Source organism: Moraxella sp. CTOTU48268, assembly GCF_032069585.1.
GTDB lineage: Bacteria > Pseudomonadota > Gammaproteobacteria > Pseudomonadales > Moraxellaceae > Faucicola > Faucicola cinerea.
The window spans coordinates 33,663-47,350 of record NZ_DAMALV010000008.1; the positions used below are offsets into that span (position 1 = coordinate 33,663).

Below are 13,688 nucleotides of genomic sequence, written 5' to 3' on the forward strand. Positions count from 1 at the left end.
CCAACGAATGCCAGGATCAAAACCTGGTGCCTTACCAACTTGGCGATACCCCTGTGACGGTGCGAACTATACCGATTTTAGGCGATTTTGTCAATGTAAAATGTCTTGAACAGCGCAGATTTTATGACAAAATTTTTACTACGTGATGCACAAGAAAATCTGTACATCTTTGAATATGGCAGGGGTAGCTGGACTCGAACCAACGAATGCCAGGATCAAAACCTGGTGCCTTACCAACTTGGCGATACCCCTGTATTGGAAGCGATATTTTAACCAAAAAACATAAAATTGCAAGCTTTTTTTGGGCATAAACACCAAAATTTTTGCAATCGTTGATTTTCCAAAATTTTGTTACAGCGTATGCACCCAATACGCGTGAAAAGGTGATGATTGTAGCCAGTGTTTGATGGTGTTTTTATCAAAATCGCTAGGTACTGGCAAAAACACACAACTCCCTGAGCCCGTCATGCGCGGTGTGGTGTGGGTGTTGGTGGCAAGCGTCCTTAAAACCTTCATCGCGGCGTTGACGTCTGCAGATAAGGCACATACCACAGGTTCAAAAACATTGGTAAAGCCATCGGTTAACTCATTGGTAAAGGCATGACAATGGCTTTGCAAATAGTCATGAGAAAGGCTTGCACAGTCCCGTTTTAGCAGCGGATGGGCGAAAAGTTCAGCCGTACTGATATGGGCATCGGGTTTTAACAATAAAAATTGCTGCGCAGGCAAATCAATTGGCGTTAAAATCTCACCAATGCCTTCAGCAATGGCATCTTTGCCAAAAATAAATATCGGTACATCGGCGCCTAGTTTTGCGCCGATGAGGCGTAACTGCTCATTGCTCAATCCTATTTTCCATAAGGTATTGAGCGTCATCAGGGCTGTCGCACAATTAGACGAACCCCCGCCCAAGCCTGCCCCCATCGGAATGTGTTTATCGAGGTGAATATCAACAATCGGTAATTGGGCGATTTGCGAGTCACTCAAGATTTGATGGTTTTTGGCGAAGGCTAATAAGGCAATGGCCGCTTTAATAATCAGATTGTCGGTAGGGTTGTCGGTGACGTGCTCGGCATTGGTAAGGGTGACGGGCAAGTTGTCGCCTATGGTTTTATCCGTATGACTAAAAGTGAGCGTATCGTACAAATCTATCAGCCGAAATACGGTTTGTAGATTGTGATAGCCGTCGGGGCGTTTACCGGTAATATGTAAAAATAGATTGATTTTGGCAGGGGATTGTTGGGTAAGGGTCGGCATATTTTTATAATGAGTGACAGGTTGGCTTGAAATTTTAACATATCAATTTGCATTGAAGTTCATTGAAAGGATAAAAATCGGCTGTGTTATAATGCCTTTCCTTTTTGATTCGATGTTCAAATTTAAAAAATGTCTCAACTTAAACCTTTTCTAAAATGGGCTGGTGGTAAATCACAACTCATCGGTGATATACAAGCACGTTTGCCAAATTATACAGCCAATCAAGATTTCTGTATGATTGAGCCATTTTTGGGCGGGGGTGCGGTCAGTTTTTGGGCATTATCTAACTTAAAGTATCTAAAAAAACTTATTATTAATGACTTTAATGAAGATCTAATAAATGTCTATCAGGTTATCAAGGCAGATGTTCAACAGTTAATGATTGAGTTAGATAACTTGCAAAAAGAGTATGATAGGTTGTTAGATAAAGATGCAAAAACGCCTTATTTTTATGCTAAACGTGCAAGTTTCAATCAAAGAAATCTTGATCCAGTGAAGCAAGCCAGTTTATTTATATTTTTGAATAAAGCCAGTTTTAATGGGCTATATCGAGTTAATAAAAAAAATCAGTTTAATGTGCCAATAGGTAGTTATAAAAGACCGATTTTTTTGGATAAAGCATTATTACTTGCAGTCTCTGACGCGTTGCAAAAAGTCGTGATTTTACAGGGTGACTACGAGCAAACGATTAAAGCGCTACCAAACAACTTACCTTGCTGGTTTTATCTTGATCCACCTTATCGCCCGATTAGCGAAACAGCAAGTTTTACTGCTTATTCTCATCAAGTTTTTGATGATAGTGAGCAACGTCGGCTACATGGGTTTTGCCAAAAAATTGATAAATTGGGACATCAGTTTTTATTAAGTAATTCTGACCCAACGACGCACAGCGAGTATGATGATTTCTTCGACATACTCTATCAAGATTTTAATATCGAGCGAGTAACGGCTAATCGTGCTATTGGGGCAAAATCAACCAGTCGCCAAGCCGTCAATGAATTATTAATACGGAATTATTAGTTATGGATAGTCAATTGTTTGCAGATGAACATTTTAAAAAATTCATTGAGACACTAAATTTAAAAGGTATCACTCAGTTTGATTATTTTGTGAACTGGGGAAAGGTGTTTAAAAATATTACCCCAATCGAAAAAGAGCTGAATTTGTTAAACACTGCCATTGGTAAAGAAGATATCGAAGCGGCATTGTTCGATATTCTTAAGACTTATCCGAAGACAATTAAGACAGTACCCACTCTTTTGGCAATTCGAGACAAATCAATTGAAGTTTTGATTGATAGCACGGCTTTTATTTATAAAAATTTTGATTTTAATTTAAAAGAAGTCATAGATGAAAAAATTCACGATGTGGTAAATCTCTTGGTCGAAAGTGGTTTTGCGGAATTGATCAAAACCAAGCAAATTAAAAGTATCCCTGACTATTGTATTGGTGTAGAAGTTGGACTTGATTCCAACGGTCGAAAAAATCGTGGTGGTACATCGATGGAAAAACTCGTTGAATCCTTTGTCGCCATATTTTGTCATGAACACAATTTAGCTTATTTGGCTCAAGCCAATGCTAAGAAAATTAAAGACGTTTGGGACATGGATATTGCTGTCGACAAATCTTCGAGAATCATCGATTTTGTAATCAAAAAAGATGGGCAGTTATTTTTTATCGAGTGCAATTTTTATGGCGGTGGTGGCTCAAAGTTAAAATCCACCGCAACTGAATATATCGAAATGAGCCGATTTTGGGAGGCTCAGGAGGTTACTTTTATTTGGGTGACCGATGGGAAAGGTTGGCTGACAACTAAAAATCCATTACAAGACTATTTTGAACGCAACAATATTTTGCTCAATATTGAAATGTTAAAAGATGATTATTTGGGTAAAATTTTATTCCCAAACAATCTTATTAAGTAAGTCAGCAACATTAAAAAAGTAGTCCGATTGATTATCTCGAATATATTGTAATGGGTCTTTATATTTAGGCTTATCAAACCATTCGCTTAGTAAGTAATAAAAATGAACTTGTTTTCCTAAAGGGGTAAACATTTTCTGATATTGCTGGGTTTTAAAAGGAAAAGTTGTCAGTTTCTCATCAACTGACCCGCCTGTATTTTGAAACTTTTTCTCTATGATATAACATGACTTTTGGGTAATTAATACATCATCAGGCAATAGTTGAGAGCTAATAAAATCTTGCCAATTTATTTGATTAAGCAATAAGTAATTTTTGTACAAGCCATACTTAGAAAAATGTTCAGCGACCAAAATATTTTTCAAATAAATTTTATTATTTACCGTATGAAAATTAGGTAGAGCATCAATCACTGTCAAAAGATCCATGTTTCTTTCAAAGGTTAGACCATTAATATTGGTTTGTGGCCCACCGCCAAAACTATTAGGCTGTCTTGCCATTATTTATCCTAAAAATCAAATAATTCACTTAATGACAAATCAAACGCGTTAGCAAAAATCTCAATATTGATTAGTGCAGGATTTCGCTCGCCACGTTCGACCATGCCAATATAGTTACGATGAAACCCTGTCAGTTCTGCTAACTGCTCTTGACTGAGATTTTTAGCTTTGCGCAGTTGGCGAATTTTTTGCCCAAACTTGATTAAAATGTCATTTTCCATTGCGTTATTCTCACTGATTGATTAAAATTAACTACACACAATAAGTGTTATTTTGGAATTATTGACATGCATGTTGCTTACAAGTTCAATGATGATTGTGAATGGCTAGCGGATGAAGGCATCAAAGGCAAAATTGTGAATACCTTGCGAATGCTTAGCTTGGATAGTCGGTTAGAAAACCAGACGGTTTTCATTCCTGATGGTTGTGAAAATATGGGATTTTTAGAAGGGAGTTATGATATCGCGTCAATGTTGCACTTTATTGCGGATATGATGGAATGATTTTTTATCAATCAGAACTACAAGATTTCACGCTGCTGCAAGGTGATTGCTTACACATTTTGCCGACAATCGATGATAAATCTATCAATATGATTTTTGCTGATCCGCCTTATTTTTTATCCAATGACGGATTAACGGTTAAAAATGGTATAGTGCAATCGGTCAATAAGGGTGAGTGGGATAAATTTAGTGATGATAATGAAGTCTATATTTTTACTTATGATTGGCTAAGCCAAGCAAAGCGAATGTTGGCAGATAATGGCACGATTTGGATGAGTGGAACCCACCACAATATTTTTACGCTAGGGCGAGTATTATCACAACTCAATTTTAAAGTCTTAAACATGATAACTTGGGAAAAACCCAATCCACCGCCAAATTTTTCTTGTCGCTATTTCACCTATTCAACTGAATGGATAATCTGGGCAAGAAAAAACCCAAAAATTCCGCATTACTTTGATTATGAATTAATGAAGTCGCTCAATGGTGACAAACAAATGAAAGATGTTTGGCGTCTGCCTGCGGTATCAAGCTGGGAAAAGCAATTTGGCAAACATCCTACGCAAAAACCGTTAGGATTGTTGTCAAGGATTGTTTTGGCGTCTACCAAAGCCAATGATCTCGTGCTTGACCCATTTACAGGCTCATCGACAACAGGTATTGCTGCCAATTTATTTGGTAGAAAATTTATCGGAGTTGACCAAGATAGTAATTTTTTAACCTTAAGCAAAAATCGCTATCTTGGGTTGGATGAAAAATCACGCCAATATTTTAAAGAGAGAGTCAAGCAACAGATTAGCTTGTAGCTTTCATTATTTTTGGCTCTTGAATCGGTAGATTGAGCACAGCAGCCAAGGCAGCCAGTGCCATATCGGCATACCACATATACTGATAATTACCGAATTTATCGACCACAATTCCTCCCAAATAAGCACCCAAAAACCCACCAACTTGGTGACTAAACAACACCAATCCAAACAAGGTCGCCAAATATTTGACCCCATATAACTTGCCAACGGTTGCCGCAGTCGGGGGTACGGTGGCAAGCCAAGTTAGACCCAAGCTAACCGCAAATATAAAAAAAGTCGTTGCCGTCTTAGGTGTCATCAAGAAAATCGCAATCAAGATAGTACGGCTCAAATACATCCAAAACAAAATATATTTGCTGCGAAAATGACCCACACACCAGCCGACAAACAAACTGCCCACCACATTCGATAAGCCAATCAACGCGAGCGACCAAGAGGCAACATTGCTACCAAGACCCGCCAACGTCACTTCCATCGGCAAATGAGTGACTAAAAACGCAATATGAAAACCACAGGTAAAAAAGCCGATATGCAGCAGCCAGTATTTACGATCGCTAAGCGCGCGTCGAATGCATTGTGATAGCGTTTCGTGGGCTTGGTTATTGGCAACTATCGGCGAAGCGACAGGCGCATGTTTACCTACATTGTTACCCTGCGTGAGATAATAGGCCAACGGCAAACACAGCAAACTTGTCCCTGCCATAAAATACATTGCCCCTGTCCACCCAACCACTGGCAGAGCAATTAACCCTTGTAAAATCGGCGCAAATAAAAATTGTCCAAACGAGCTACCTGCATTGATAATACCCGATGCAGTACCGCGCATATGAGGTGGGGTTTGATTCGCCACTTGCCCCATCAGCACTGAAAAGCTACCCGCCCCTGTCCCAAATGCGACCAAAATCCCAAGCGTGACCACCAAACCACCGGCACTGACAAAATAGGGTACACTAAAACAGCCAATCGCCAGTAGCAAGGTACCGAACAATAGTACCCGCCATGCGCCAAACTTATCCGCCAGTGCCCCTGTCACAGGCTGTGACACACCCCACATCAGCTGTGTCACCGCTAAGGCAAAACTGATTGGCACAATGCCAATATGCGCGCTAGCATCAATCGGTTTGATAAATAACCCAAGTGATAGCCGAATCCCAGACGTAATCAATAAAATAACTGCAGCGGCGGCTACTAACAGCCAAAGCTGATTTTTTGACGGTAGGGCAGGGCTTGGCATAGGGCATATCCAAAAAAAGGTAGCAAAAACTGGGGTGGCAACTACTTGGCTAACGCGCTAGTAGCTGACGCATAAAACTGTTCAAAAAAATCCATGAATGCGCGATTTCATACAATCAATGTGCGTCGAGCAATCTTGATTAATTTAACCCATAAAAACAAAAAACCCTAGTAAATACTAGGGTCTCAGGGATTTTAATGGTTAGCTTAACACTTAACCAAACATTCGTTGTATTAAATTTACTTGCTTTGGAACCAAGAATCCGCACGACTACGTGCAGTGGCGATGTCTTGTGAGGACAAGTTTAATGCCAATTGACCGATTTTGCTTTGCGCGCGGGTACGTACTTGGTCTGATAGCATACCGTCACGAGCCGCTAGGTCATACCATTTGTAGGCATCGACCAATTTTTTTTCTTTTTCATCTAGCATGGCTAGGGTATAGCTGGCACGGTTATCACCAAGTTTTGCCGCTTTTTCTAACCAATAACGCGCTTGCCCAGCATTGGGCTGCACGCCTTCGCCACGAATATACATCATGGCAAGATTTAATTGTGCAGGTGCAATGTCTTGTTTGGCGGCGGTGGTGTACCACTGGATGGCTTGTTGGAAGTTTTGCTGAATGCCGAGACCTTTTTGGTAGCGTTTGGCTAGGAAGAATTGGGCTTGTTGGTTGCCAGATTTAGCTTGGCTTAGTAATGCCATCGGTTCCATGCTGTCATAGCGTGAGCCATTGAGTGGAATATTGGCAACCAATTCAGCGCTTGCAACGCCTGATAAGCTTAAAAATGCAGTTAATACGGTGACTTTCAATAATTTCATAATCAACTCCGAGTATCAAGCTGCAGCCATCGCAAGCTTGCCTAGGTTTAGATAAAATAAACTTAATAAATAAGTAAACGAATTAACAGAAAATCTTAAATTTTACAATGATTTAGCCATTCGTTATGTTTTAATAGGATAACGCAATCTTTTGATTGTTTTAGGTTAACACTGTTTGCTTTGCGTTTCAAATATTTAAGGGAAAATGTAAACAGTTGTTACAATATTTCACAGAGGAAACAAAGACTTGCGACAATTAGTGTCGTGTAGGGCTTTACTTTTGTGAAATATTGTCATACTTGAAGGTAATTTATCCGCTTACCAAATTTTCATAGGCATAGAATCAGCGATAAAACAGCTTAGTTTTTGGAAACACGATAATTAATTTTTGGTAACCCGATAGATTGCCACATCGGCAAGTAAGTTTGGGTTTTTACGGATAATTTGTGCAAGTAGCCACGGGTAGGGCTTTTCACTTTCTTGTACCGCAAAACGATTGATGATACGGATGTCATTGTCATCACACAGCTTTTCAAAGTCTTTAAAGGTACACAAGTGAATATTGGGCGTGTTGTACCAAGCAAACGGCAGGGCTTCAGACATTGGCATCATGCCTTTGATACCCAAGTGAATACGGTTTTGCCAATGCGCAAAATTAGGGAAAGTGACAATCACTTCTTTGCCAACACGTACCATGTCGAGGAGGAGTTGGTCGGGCTCTTTGACCGCTTGTAGGGCGCGCGCCATCACCACCGTGTCAAAGCTTGCGTCGGCAAACCGCGCTAACCCATCATTTAAGTCTTGCTCAATGACGTTGACGCCTTTAGTAACACAGTCATTGATTTTAGTTTGGTCGATTTCGATACCATAGCCAAACACGCCCAATTTGTTTTGCAAATGCGCGAGTAAATCACCGTTACCACAGCCTAAATCCAAGACTTTGGCATTGGGTTTAATCCAGCGTTCGGCAAGTTGATGGTCGATTTTCATTCAATTCTCGTTAAATCTAAAGTTAAATATAAATTAGGCGGTTAAAAAATTAAATACCGATTGACGATAGGTCGGGATATCAAACAAAAACGAATCATGTCCATAGGCGGCATCAATATTGATATAGCTTACGGGTTTACCATTGGCAATTAGCGCATCCACAATTTCTTGCGAGCGCTCTGGGCTAAACCGCCAATCGGTGGTAAAGGATATAATTAAAAACTTACACTGGGTATTTGCCAATGCCAACCGTAGCGCATCGGTATCACTCAAGCTATCATTGATACTGTCATCCTCAATTGCGCCACGCGCAGGGTCAAAATAATCCAGGGCTTTGGTCATCAGCAAATAGGTATTGGCATCAAAACGTTCACTAAACTGCTCACCTTGATAGCGTAAATAACTTTCCACTTGAAATTCTACATCGTAGTTGAACATCAGCTTGCCGGCTTTCAAATCGCGTCCAAATTTTACCCGCATCGCTTCATCGGTGAGATAAGTGATATGACCGACCATGCGCGCCAAAATCAAGCCACGTTTGGGAATTTTGCCTTGCTCGATATAGCGTCCTTCGCAAAAATCAGGATCGGATAAAATCGATTGGCGTGCCACTTCGTTAAAGGCGATATTTTGCGCAGACAGCTTGGGCGTGCTGGCAATGACCACACATTTTTTTAGCCGACTCGGATAGTCAATTGACCACTGCATGGCTTGCATGCCACCCATTGAGCCACCAACAATGGCATGCCAGATATCAATGCCGAGATAGTCAGAGAGCATGACTTGGGTTTTTACCCAGTCTTTGATAGTGACTAAGGGAAAATCAGGACCATAAGGCTTGCCTGTTTCTGGGTTGGTACTGGTTGGACCCGTCGAGCCGTAGCAGCTGCCAATGTTGTTAAGACATACCACAAAAAAACGCGTGGTATCAATTGCCTTACCAGGACCGATAAAAGTATCCCACCAGCCTGCTTTTTTATCATCGCTACTATGATAGCCAGCCGCATGATGACTGCCCGATAGCGCATGACAAATCAATATCGCATTGGATTTATCGGCGTTGAGCTCGCCATAAGTTTCCACCATTAAATCAAAAAATGGCAGCGTGCGATTGCATTCTAACGTCAGTGGGGTATCAAAATGAATTTTTTGCGGTGTGACGATACCCACAGATTTGCCACCAGATTTGGCAAAACTAATAGGTTGATCGTCGTCAAAATTTTTAGGGACAGTCAATTCAGCTTCAGGTAAAATCTTGGTATGTGGTTTGTGTTGCTGTGTACTCACCCGCTTTCTCACTAATTTTTGATTGATAACGCATTAAAAGTATAGCTATTGTAAGGGTTTATATGGGTTATCACAACTTGGAATTCAAATGCCAAATTTAGCATCATCACCCCACCATACACTCCTATCGCTCACAGGATTGGCGCTCACGGGATTTTTGGCATTGACGTATTTGGCGTTTCATCAGCCAACATCGGTTTTGGCTGCTAATGCTAGGAAAGTCACAAGCGACACGATGGTCAGCCATCCAAACAGCCACCAAAACCACTATCAAAACCAACAGCACCAACAGCCCAAGCAGCATAACCACCAAGCAGATGGTGAATCGGCTAGCAGTCCTTCACAAAACGCAATCTTTAAAAGTAAAAGTCCTGCTAAAAGCCCCTTATCCTCTGAACAAAATTCTCGCCTAGTGGATGCGCTATTGGTCATGGGTGGGATAGGTTGTCATTGATTCAACTATAGCTTAAAAATGCAATAATTGAGCAATTTCAGGTGATTATCCAGTACGCGCGCTCTAGTAAATATGCTAATCTTAACCCCACTTTTTTATGATTTTTTGGATTAAAGACAAATTATGAAGCCAAGCAATCCACCTGAAATTGCCGTTGTCCTTGTGAATTTGGGAACACCCGATGCGCCGACTGAAGCAGCGGTGCGCCGCTATCTCAAACAATTTTTGTCCGATCCGCGCGTGATTGAAATTCCGCAGTTTATTTGGCAAATCATCTTAAACTTGTTTGTGCTACGCAGTCGCCCCAAACGGGTTGCCCAAGCCTATGCTAGCGTGTGGGATGGCGACTCCCCGCTGCGTAAAATCACGCTTGCCCAAGTGGACTTGTTGCAGCAGCGTTTTGACCAACAGCAACTGCCTTGCAAAGTAAGCGTCCATGCTGCCATGACCTATGGCAAACCTGCGTTAACGGATGTGCTATCGGCGCTAACTGCCAGAAAAGTAGAACAAATCGTGATGTTGCCAGCTTATCCGCAGTTTTCCGGTTCAACCACTGGCGCGGTGTTTGATGTCGTCGCCAAATGGGGGCTTAAGCAGCGTAATTTACCCAGCATTAGCTTTGTCAAAGATTATTTTGCTCATCCGCAATACATCCAAGCCTTGGCTGAGAGCGTCAAACGCTTCCAAGCTGAACATGGCAAACCTGAAAAACTGCTATTGAGTTTTCACGGGATTCCAGAGCCATATGAGCAAAAAGGCGATCCGTATGCCAGACGTTGTCGCTGTACGGCAGCGCATTTGGCGCAAGTGCTGGGGCTTGAGCGTCATGAGTGGGAATGTAGTTTTCAATCGCGCTTTGGTAAGCAAGAATGGGTCAAACCTTATACGGATGTTACCTTAACCGAGTGGGGCAAGCAAGGCATCAAGTCAGTACAAGTGCTAAGTCCAGCATTTTCGGCAGATTGCCTAGAGACGCTAGAAGAGTTGGCAGTCGAAAATCGACAGACATTCCAGTCCAATGGCGGTGGGGACTATCATTATATCCCTGCACTCAATGTGGATGCTGCGCATATTGACTTGTTTGAATCATTGGCATTGCCACATGTGCAAGCGTGGCAACAAAATCTGCAAGGATGGTATTAATACTTATTGTTAAAGCTTGGGCTTAAAACGGATTATTAAGCGCATTAATAGCGAGCCTTATTAACAGATGACCAATAAAAAAGGTTGGTAACTTACCAACCTTTTTGGCGTTTATTTTTGACATTTAAATACAAAAAATTTCAGTACAGAAAATCAGTCTTTATAACTTTCATCTGCGGCATCAGGGTCAGCGATATCACTAATGGTCGGATAGTCGTCTTCGCTAAAGCTATCTTCAACCAGTAATTCATCAATCCGCTGCTCATCAATATTTTGGCGATGAATCGCGGTCAAACCACTTTCACCCGCTTCAATATGGCTCGATGACAAGGATTCATCATCCAATTGCACAGTAAAACTATCCGAATCAATATCGGTCAAATTGCTAGATGTTGGTTTGGCTTTCATTTTTGTTCCTTAATTTTCATTTATTTTTTATTATCAGTGTTATGTCGCTATCATAGCCAGTAATCAGCATGACATCTATGTTGCCAATGTGATATTTGTGTTATGTTATCGAAAACAGTTTTTCGCACAGACAGCGTTTTTAACAATTTTTATGGATAAAACAGGAAGTGGCTATGTTTAAAAATCTTGCCTCAGATGCATTGGGTTTGAGTGACATCGGTAAAATCATCCCAGCGAGTCAGTTTAACCAAACTGATATTGATGACTATATTTTTCATGAAGATAACGAGCGGATTTATTTTGTGATTAAGTCAAAAATGGACGAATATTGCTTTACCAATGTCGCCTTTATCCACCTTGACGGTCAGTCGGCGACCAGTAAAAAACGCCTGCTAAAACGCTATCCGTACCGCAATTTTCAGCCCGCCAATATCATGATTGAGACGGCAGGCACGATGGATATGGACGCTGAGCTAAAATTTAGCTTGGGCGGTATGGCGTTTTCGATTGATATCGACAAAAATCAAATCGAGCAAATCCGCGACATATATAAGGCGCTGACTGCGATTAGCGAGGAGTGCAAACGCATTGCCCATGAAGAAACGGTGCTAGAAAAATCCTTTAATACCGTCACCAATATATTTAGCTTACGCGAACTGTCAGAAAAGGTGGTGCTTAATTTGCCTGATGTCATCAACCAAACTGTCGCACAAGTAGAAAATGCCTATGGCGAGCGTTTAAAGACCATTCGTAATTATGACTTTGGTGCGATTTTTGAGCATTACTTGCGTCAATAATTGCTAAAATTTATGCAAACTGTACTCACCGCCTACGCTGAGCAAGGTATCAAACTTGCGATTGAAAGCAAACGGGTCAAACATATCAACTTTCGTATCAAATCGATTGATGAAGCACCGTTTACCAGCTTGCTCAGCGTGTCTTACCCCATGCGTATGCCACAACATTTGCTGATACAATCGCTTGAACATCGCCTTGCATGGGCAATCGACTGTCAGCAAAAACAACGAAAACTCAAAGAACTTAAACCCAAAAAACTTGCTTATATCAATGATGTCAAAGACTTGGCAAATTTGACCCTTGAAAGCAACATTTATTTTGAAGGGCAACAGGTTGTAGTCAGAGAATTATTGTTAAAACACCACATAAAACCAAGCGAGCTGGCGCGATTGGATGTTGCCAAAACCTTACGCCATATTTATAAATTTTGGCTCACTCAATTTATCCAAAACCGCCAAGCGTTTTGGCAAGACAAAGTAGGCAAATCTGCCAACAGAATCACGCCCTACACCATGAAAACCCGCTGGGGCAGTTGTAGCACCCAAGCCAAAACCATTCGCTTGTCCGTTTGGCTGGCGCAATTCCCGCCAGACTGCGCGGATTATGTGTTAGTGCATGAGCTTTGTCATCTGATTGAGCCCAATCATTCGGCACGATTTTGGGCGCAGGTGGCACGAGTCATGCCCGATTACAAACATTGGCATGATAAGTTGAAATTTGGGGATTTATAAATGAAAAAAGCCATATCGCTTTGATATGGCTTTTTTGCAAGCATAAAAATATAATAGCAGAGTTTGGCGTGACGTTATGCTAAACGAGCCGTTAAGCTTGGACTTAACACTTAACGGAGTAAAGAACGATGAAACGCTGTTTAATCATCATCGTTCTTGTTGTCCTAATGCTGTTAAGCAGTAACGCTTATTAGACGGACGCAAGACAGCGTGGCAGTTGCTGGAACAACTAAAACGCTGGGGCTTTCGGGAAACCGTTAGCCCACTCCTTGTCTTTATTATAAAGTTGCAAATCCTCAAAATCAATCTGTTAAAATGTAATCAGATTGCATTTTTTCACGAAACCCATCTTTTTCACGATACCATTGATGACGGCGTTTAGAATTGTGTTTCCAACTTTTTGCATATTTGAACGCATAAGTTGGTTTGTCATCCCAAATATGCGGTAAATGCTTACCACGCTTGGGGCGTAGCTTGATGTTATAGTCCCAATATTCCGCTTTGTGCAAATAATGAAATGAGCGTTCTTGTTGCGTTCTAAAGTAGCTATAAATCTGATTGCGTAAATTTGGATAACGACAACTTTCCCACGGAAAATAGATTTTCTTACGCCCAGAACTGCGATATTGAACTTTGGTTTTTTTGTGAGTTTTTTCAAGTTTTTGCATAATAGATTTTTCCTAAGTTAAAAAACTTAGAAAAAATCCAATTTGTAATAATTCATCGTTGATTGCCTGTAGAAAATTCGGTCTAAAAACAAAATTTGGGTTAAAATTTTGTTTTATCCTAGCATCTATTCAAAATTTCGTAAAATTGAAAAAGAAAATATC

General features: G+C 40.9%; 17 protein-coding genes and 2 tRNA genes (1 of these 19 only partly in view). 8 read left to right on the forward strand and 11 right to left on the reverse strand.

Annotated elements, in window-relative coordinates; translation table 11 throughout:
- From RT143_RS04495 to ispE, 3 genes are all read right to left on the reverse strand, one after another.
- A tRNA-Gln gene (locus tag RT143_RS04495) sits at positions 1–53 on the reverse strand; it reaches 123 nt to the left of the window's first position.
- Between the two features lie 123 nt (positions 54–176).
- Positions 177–252: transfer RNA gene (locus RT143_RS04500), tRNA-Gln, on the reverse strand.
- A gap of 99 nt (positions 253–351) precedes the next feature.
- Complete coding sequence (gene ispE / locus RT143_RS04505) at positions 352–1,257, reverse strand: 4-(cytidine 5'-diphospho)-2-C-methyl-D-erythritol kinase (protein WP_313091481.1); 906 nt, start codon at positions 1,255–1,257, stop codon at positions 352–354.
- A 129-nt stretch (positions 1,258–1,386) separates the two neighbouring features.
- On the opposite strand from ispE, the gene RT143_RS04510 reads away from it, so the two are divergent.
- Both RT143_RS04510 and RT143_RS04515 read left to right on the forward strand, forming a co-directional pair.
- Positions 1,387–2,277 carry a DNA adenine methylase gene (locus RT143_RS04510; protein ID WP_313091483.1) on the forward strand — a complete coding sequence of 297 codons (891 nt, stop codon included), beginning with the start codon at positions 1,387–1,389 and terminating at the stop codon, positions 2,275–2,277.
- Between the two features lie 2 nt (positions 2,278–2,279).
- Complete coding sequence (locus RT143_RS04515) at positions 2,280–3,182, forward strand: type II restriction endonuclease (protein WP_313091485.1); 903 nt, start codon at positions 2,280–2,282, stop codon at positions 3,180–3,182.
- Here the strand turns inward: RT143_RS04515 and RT143_RS04520 are convergent.
- Together RT143_RS04520 and RT143_RS04525 are read right to left on the reverse strand one after the other, a co-directional pair.
- Positions 3,156–3,680 (reverse strand): hypothetical protein, encoded by a 525-nt coding sequence (locus RT143_RS04520; RefSeq protein ID WP_313091487.1) that lies wholly within the window; start codon positions 3,678–3,680, stop codon positions 3,156–3,158. The two genes, RT143_RS04515 and RT143_RS04520, sit on opposite strands and share 27 nt — an antisense overlap.
- An 8-nt stretch (positions 3,681–3,688) precedes the next feature.
- Positions 3,689–3,901 (reverse strand): helix-turn-helix domain-containing protein, encoded by a 213-nt coding sequence (locus RT143_RS04525; RefSeq protein ID WP_312524145.1) that lies wholly within the window; start codon positions 3,899–3,901, stop codon positions 3,689–3,691.
- 66 nt (positions 3,902–3,967) lie between these two features.
- Here RT143_RS04525 and RT143_RS04530 point away from each other — a divergent pair, with 66 nt between their 5' ends.
- Together RT143_RS04530 and RT143_RS04535 are read left to right on the forward strand one after the other, a co-directional pair.
- Positions 3,968–4,183, forward strand: coding sequence for a hypothetical protein (locus RT143_RS04530; RefSeq protein WP_036596632.1), 216 nt, complete (start codon positions 3,968–3,970; stop codon positions 4,181–4,183).
- Positions 4,180–4,989: a DNA-methyltransferase gene (locus RT143_RS04535; RefSeq protein WP_313091488.1), complete on the forward strand. Its 810-nt coding sequence runs from the start codon at positions 4,180–4,182 to the stop codon at positions 4,987–4,989. The genes RT143_RS04530 and RT143_RS04535 overlap by 4 nt, the downstream gene beginning before the upstream one ends.
- Here RT143_RS04535 and RT143_RS04540 read toward each other — a convergent pair.
- From RT143_RS04540 to metX, 4 genes are all read right to left on the reverse strand, one after another.
- Complete coding sequence (locus RT143_RS04540; protein ID WP_313091490.1) at positions 4,979–6,226, reverse strand: MFS transporter; 1,248 nt, start codon at positions 6,224–6,226, stop codon at positions 4,979–4,981. The genes RT143_RS04535 and RT143_RS04540 overlap by 11 nt on opposite strands.
- 239 nt (positions 6,227–6,465) lie before the next feature.
- Complete coding sequence (locus RT143_RS04545; protein ID WP_062332625.1) at positions 6,466–7,047, reverse strand: tetratricopeptide repeat protein; 582 nt, start codon at positions 7,045–7,047, stop codon at positions 6,466–6,468.
- Between the two features lie 381 nt (positions 7,048–7,428).
- Positions 7,429–8,037, reverse strand: coding sequence for a methionine biosynthesis protein MetW (metW, locus tag RT143_RS04550; protein WP_007117232.1), 609 nt, complete (start codon positions 8,035–8,037; stop codon positions 7,429–7,431).
- Positions 8,038–8,070: 33 nt separating this feature from the next.
- Positions 8,071–9,237 carry a homoserine O-succinyltransferase MetX gene (metX, locus tag RT143_RS04555; RefSeq protein WP_201666576.1) on the reverse strand — a complete coding sequence of 389 codons (1,167 nt, stop codon included), beginning with the start codon at positions 9,235–9,237 and terminating at the stop codon, positions 8,071–8,073.
- Positions 9,238–9,412: 175 nt separating this feature from the next.
- Here metX and RT143_RS04560 point away from each other — a divergent pair, with 175 nt between their 5' ends.
- Both RT143_RS04560 and hemH read left to right on the forward strand, forming a co-directional pair.
- On the forward strand, positions 9,413–9,778 hold the full coding sequence (locus RT143_RS04560) for a hypothetical protein (RefSeq protein WP_313091492.1): 366 nt from the start codon (positions 9,413–9,415) through the stop codon (positions 9,776–9,778).
- Positions 9,779–9,901: 123 nt separating this feature from the next.
- A complete protein-coding gene (gene hemH, locus RT143_RS04565; RefSeq protein ID WP_313091494.1) occupies positions 9,902–10,921 on the forward strand; it encodes a ferrochelatase in 1,020 nt (339 codons plus the stop codon).
- Between the two features lie 153 nt (positions 10,922–11,074).
- Here hemH and RT143_RS04570 read toward each other — a convergent pair whose 3' ends face one another.
- Positions 11,075–11,329, reverse strand: coding sequence for a hypothetical protein (locus tag RT143_RS04570; protein WP_313091496.1), 255 nt, complete (start codon positions 11,327–11,329; stop codon positions 11,075–11,077).
- A gap of 173 nt (positions 11,330–11,502) precedes the next feature.
- On the opposite strand from RT143_RS04570, the gene RT143_RS04575 reads away from it, so the two are divergent.
- Positions 11,503–12,126 carry a PH domain-containing protein gene (locus RT143_RS04575; RefSeq protein ID WP_313091497.1) on the forward strand — a complete coding sequence of 208 codons (624 nt, stop codon included), beginning with the start codon at positions 11,503–11,505 and terminating at the stop codon, positions 12,124–12,126.
- A gap of 12 nt (positions 12,127–12,138) precedes the next feature.
- The gene (locus RT143_RS04580; protein ID WP_313091498.1) at positions 12,139–12,858 is read left to right on the forward strand and encodes a M48 family metallopeptidase; all 720 of its coding nucleotides are present in this window, start codon (positions 12,139–12,141) and stop codon (positions 12,856–12,858) included.
- A 302-nt stretch (positions 12,859–13,160) separates the two neighbouring features.
- On the opposite strand, the gene RT143_RS04585 is transcribed toward RT143_RS04580, so the two are convergent.
- Positions 13,161–13,526 carry a hypothetical protein gene (locus tag RT143_RS04585; protein WP_007117225.1) on the reverse strand — a complete coding sequence of 122 codons (366 nt, stop codon included), beginning with the start codon at positions 13,524–13,526 and terminating at the stop codon, positions 13,161–13,163.
- Positions 13,527–13,688 lie beyond the last annotated feature (162 nt).

Coding starts and splice junctions, on each gene's coding strand:
- metW (WP_007117232.1), bottom strand. CDS start 8,037: ATGAAAATCGACCATCAACTTGCCGAACGCTGGATTAAACCCAATGCC.
- RT143_RS04515 (WP_313091485.1), top strand. CDS start 2,280: ATGGATAGTCAATTGTTTGCAGATGAACATTTTAAAAAATTCATTGAG.
- ispE (WP_313091481.1), bottom strand. CDS start 1,257: ATGCCGACCCTTACCCAACAATCCCCTGCCAAAATCAATCTATTTTTA.
- RT143_RS04510 (WP_313091483.1), top strand. CDS start 1,387: ATGTCTCAACTTAAACCTTTTCTAAAATGGGCTGGTGGTAAATCACAA.
- RT143_RS04585 (WP_007117225.1), bottom strand. CDS start 13,526: ATGCAAAAACTTGAAAAAACTCACAAAAAAACCAAAGTTCAATATCGC.
- RT143_RS04575 (WP_313091497.1), top strand. CDS start 11,503: ATGTTTAAAAATCTTGCCTCAGATGCATTGGGTTTGAGTGACATCGGT.
- RT143_RS04570 (WP_313091496.1), bottom strand. CDS start 11,329: ATGAAAGCCAAACCAACATCTAGCAATTTGACCGATATTGATTCGGAT.
- RT143_RS04525 (WP_312524145.1), bottom strand. CDS start 3,901: ATGGAAAATGACATTTTAATCAAGTTTGGGCAAAAAATTCGCCAACTG.
- RT143_RS04540 (WP_313091490.1), bottom strand. CDS start 6,226: ATGCCAAGCCCTGCCCTACCGTCAAAAAATCAGCTTTGGCTGTTAGTA.
- RT143_RS04545 (WP_062332625.1), bottom strand. CDS start 7,047: ATGAAATTATTGAAAGTCACCGTATTAACTGCATTTTTAAGCTTATCA.
- RT143_RS04580 (WP_313091498.1), top strand. CDS start 12,139: ATGCAAACTGTACTCACCGCCTACGCTGAGCAAGGTATCAAACTTGCG.
- RT143_RS04530 (WP_036596632.1), top strand. CDS start 3,968: ATGCATGTTGCTTACAAGTTCAATGATGATTGTGAATGGCTAGCGGAT.
- RT143_RS04535 (WP_313091488.1), top strand. CDS start 4,180: ATGATTTTTTATCAATCAGAACTACAAGATTTCACGCTGCTGCAAGGT.
- RT143_RS04560 (WP_313091492.1), top strand. CDS start 9,413: ATGCCAAATTTAGCATCATCACCCCACCATACACTCCTATCGCTCACA.
- hemH (WP_313091494.1), top strand. CDS start 9,902: ATGAAGCCAAGCAATCCACCTGAAATTGCCGTTGTCCTTGTGAATTTG.
- RT143_RS04520 (WP_313091487.1), bottom strand. CDS start 3,680: ATGGCAAGACAGCCTAATAGTTTTGGCGGTGGGCCACAAACCAATATT.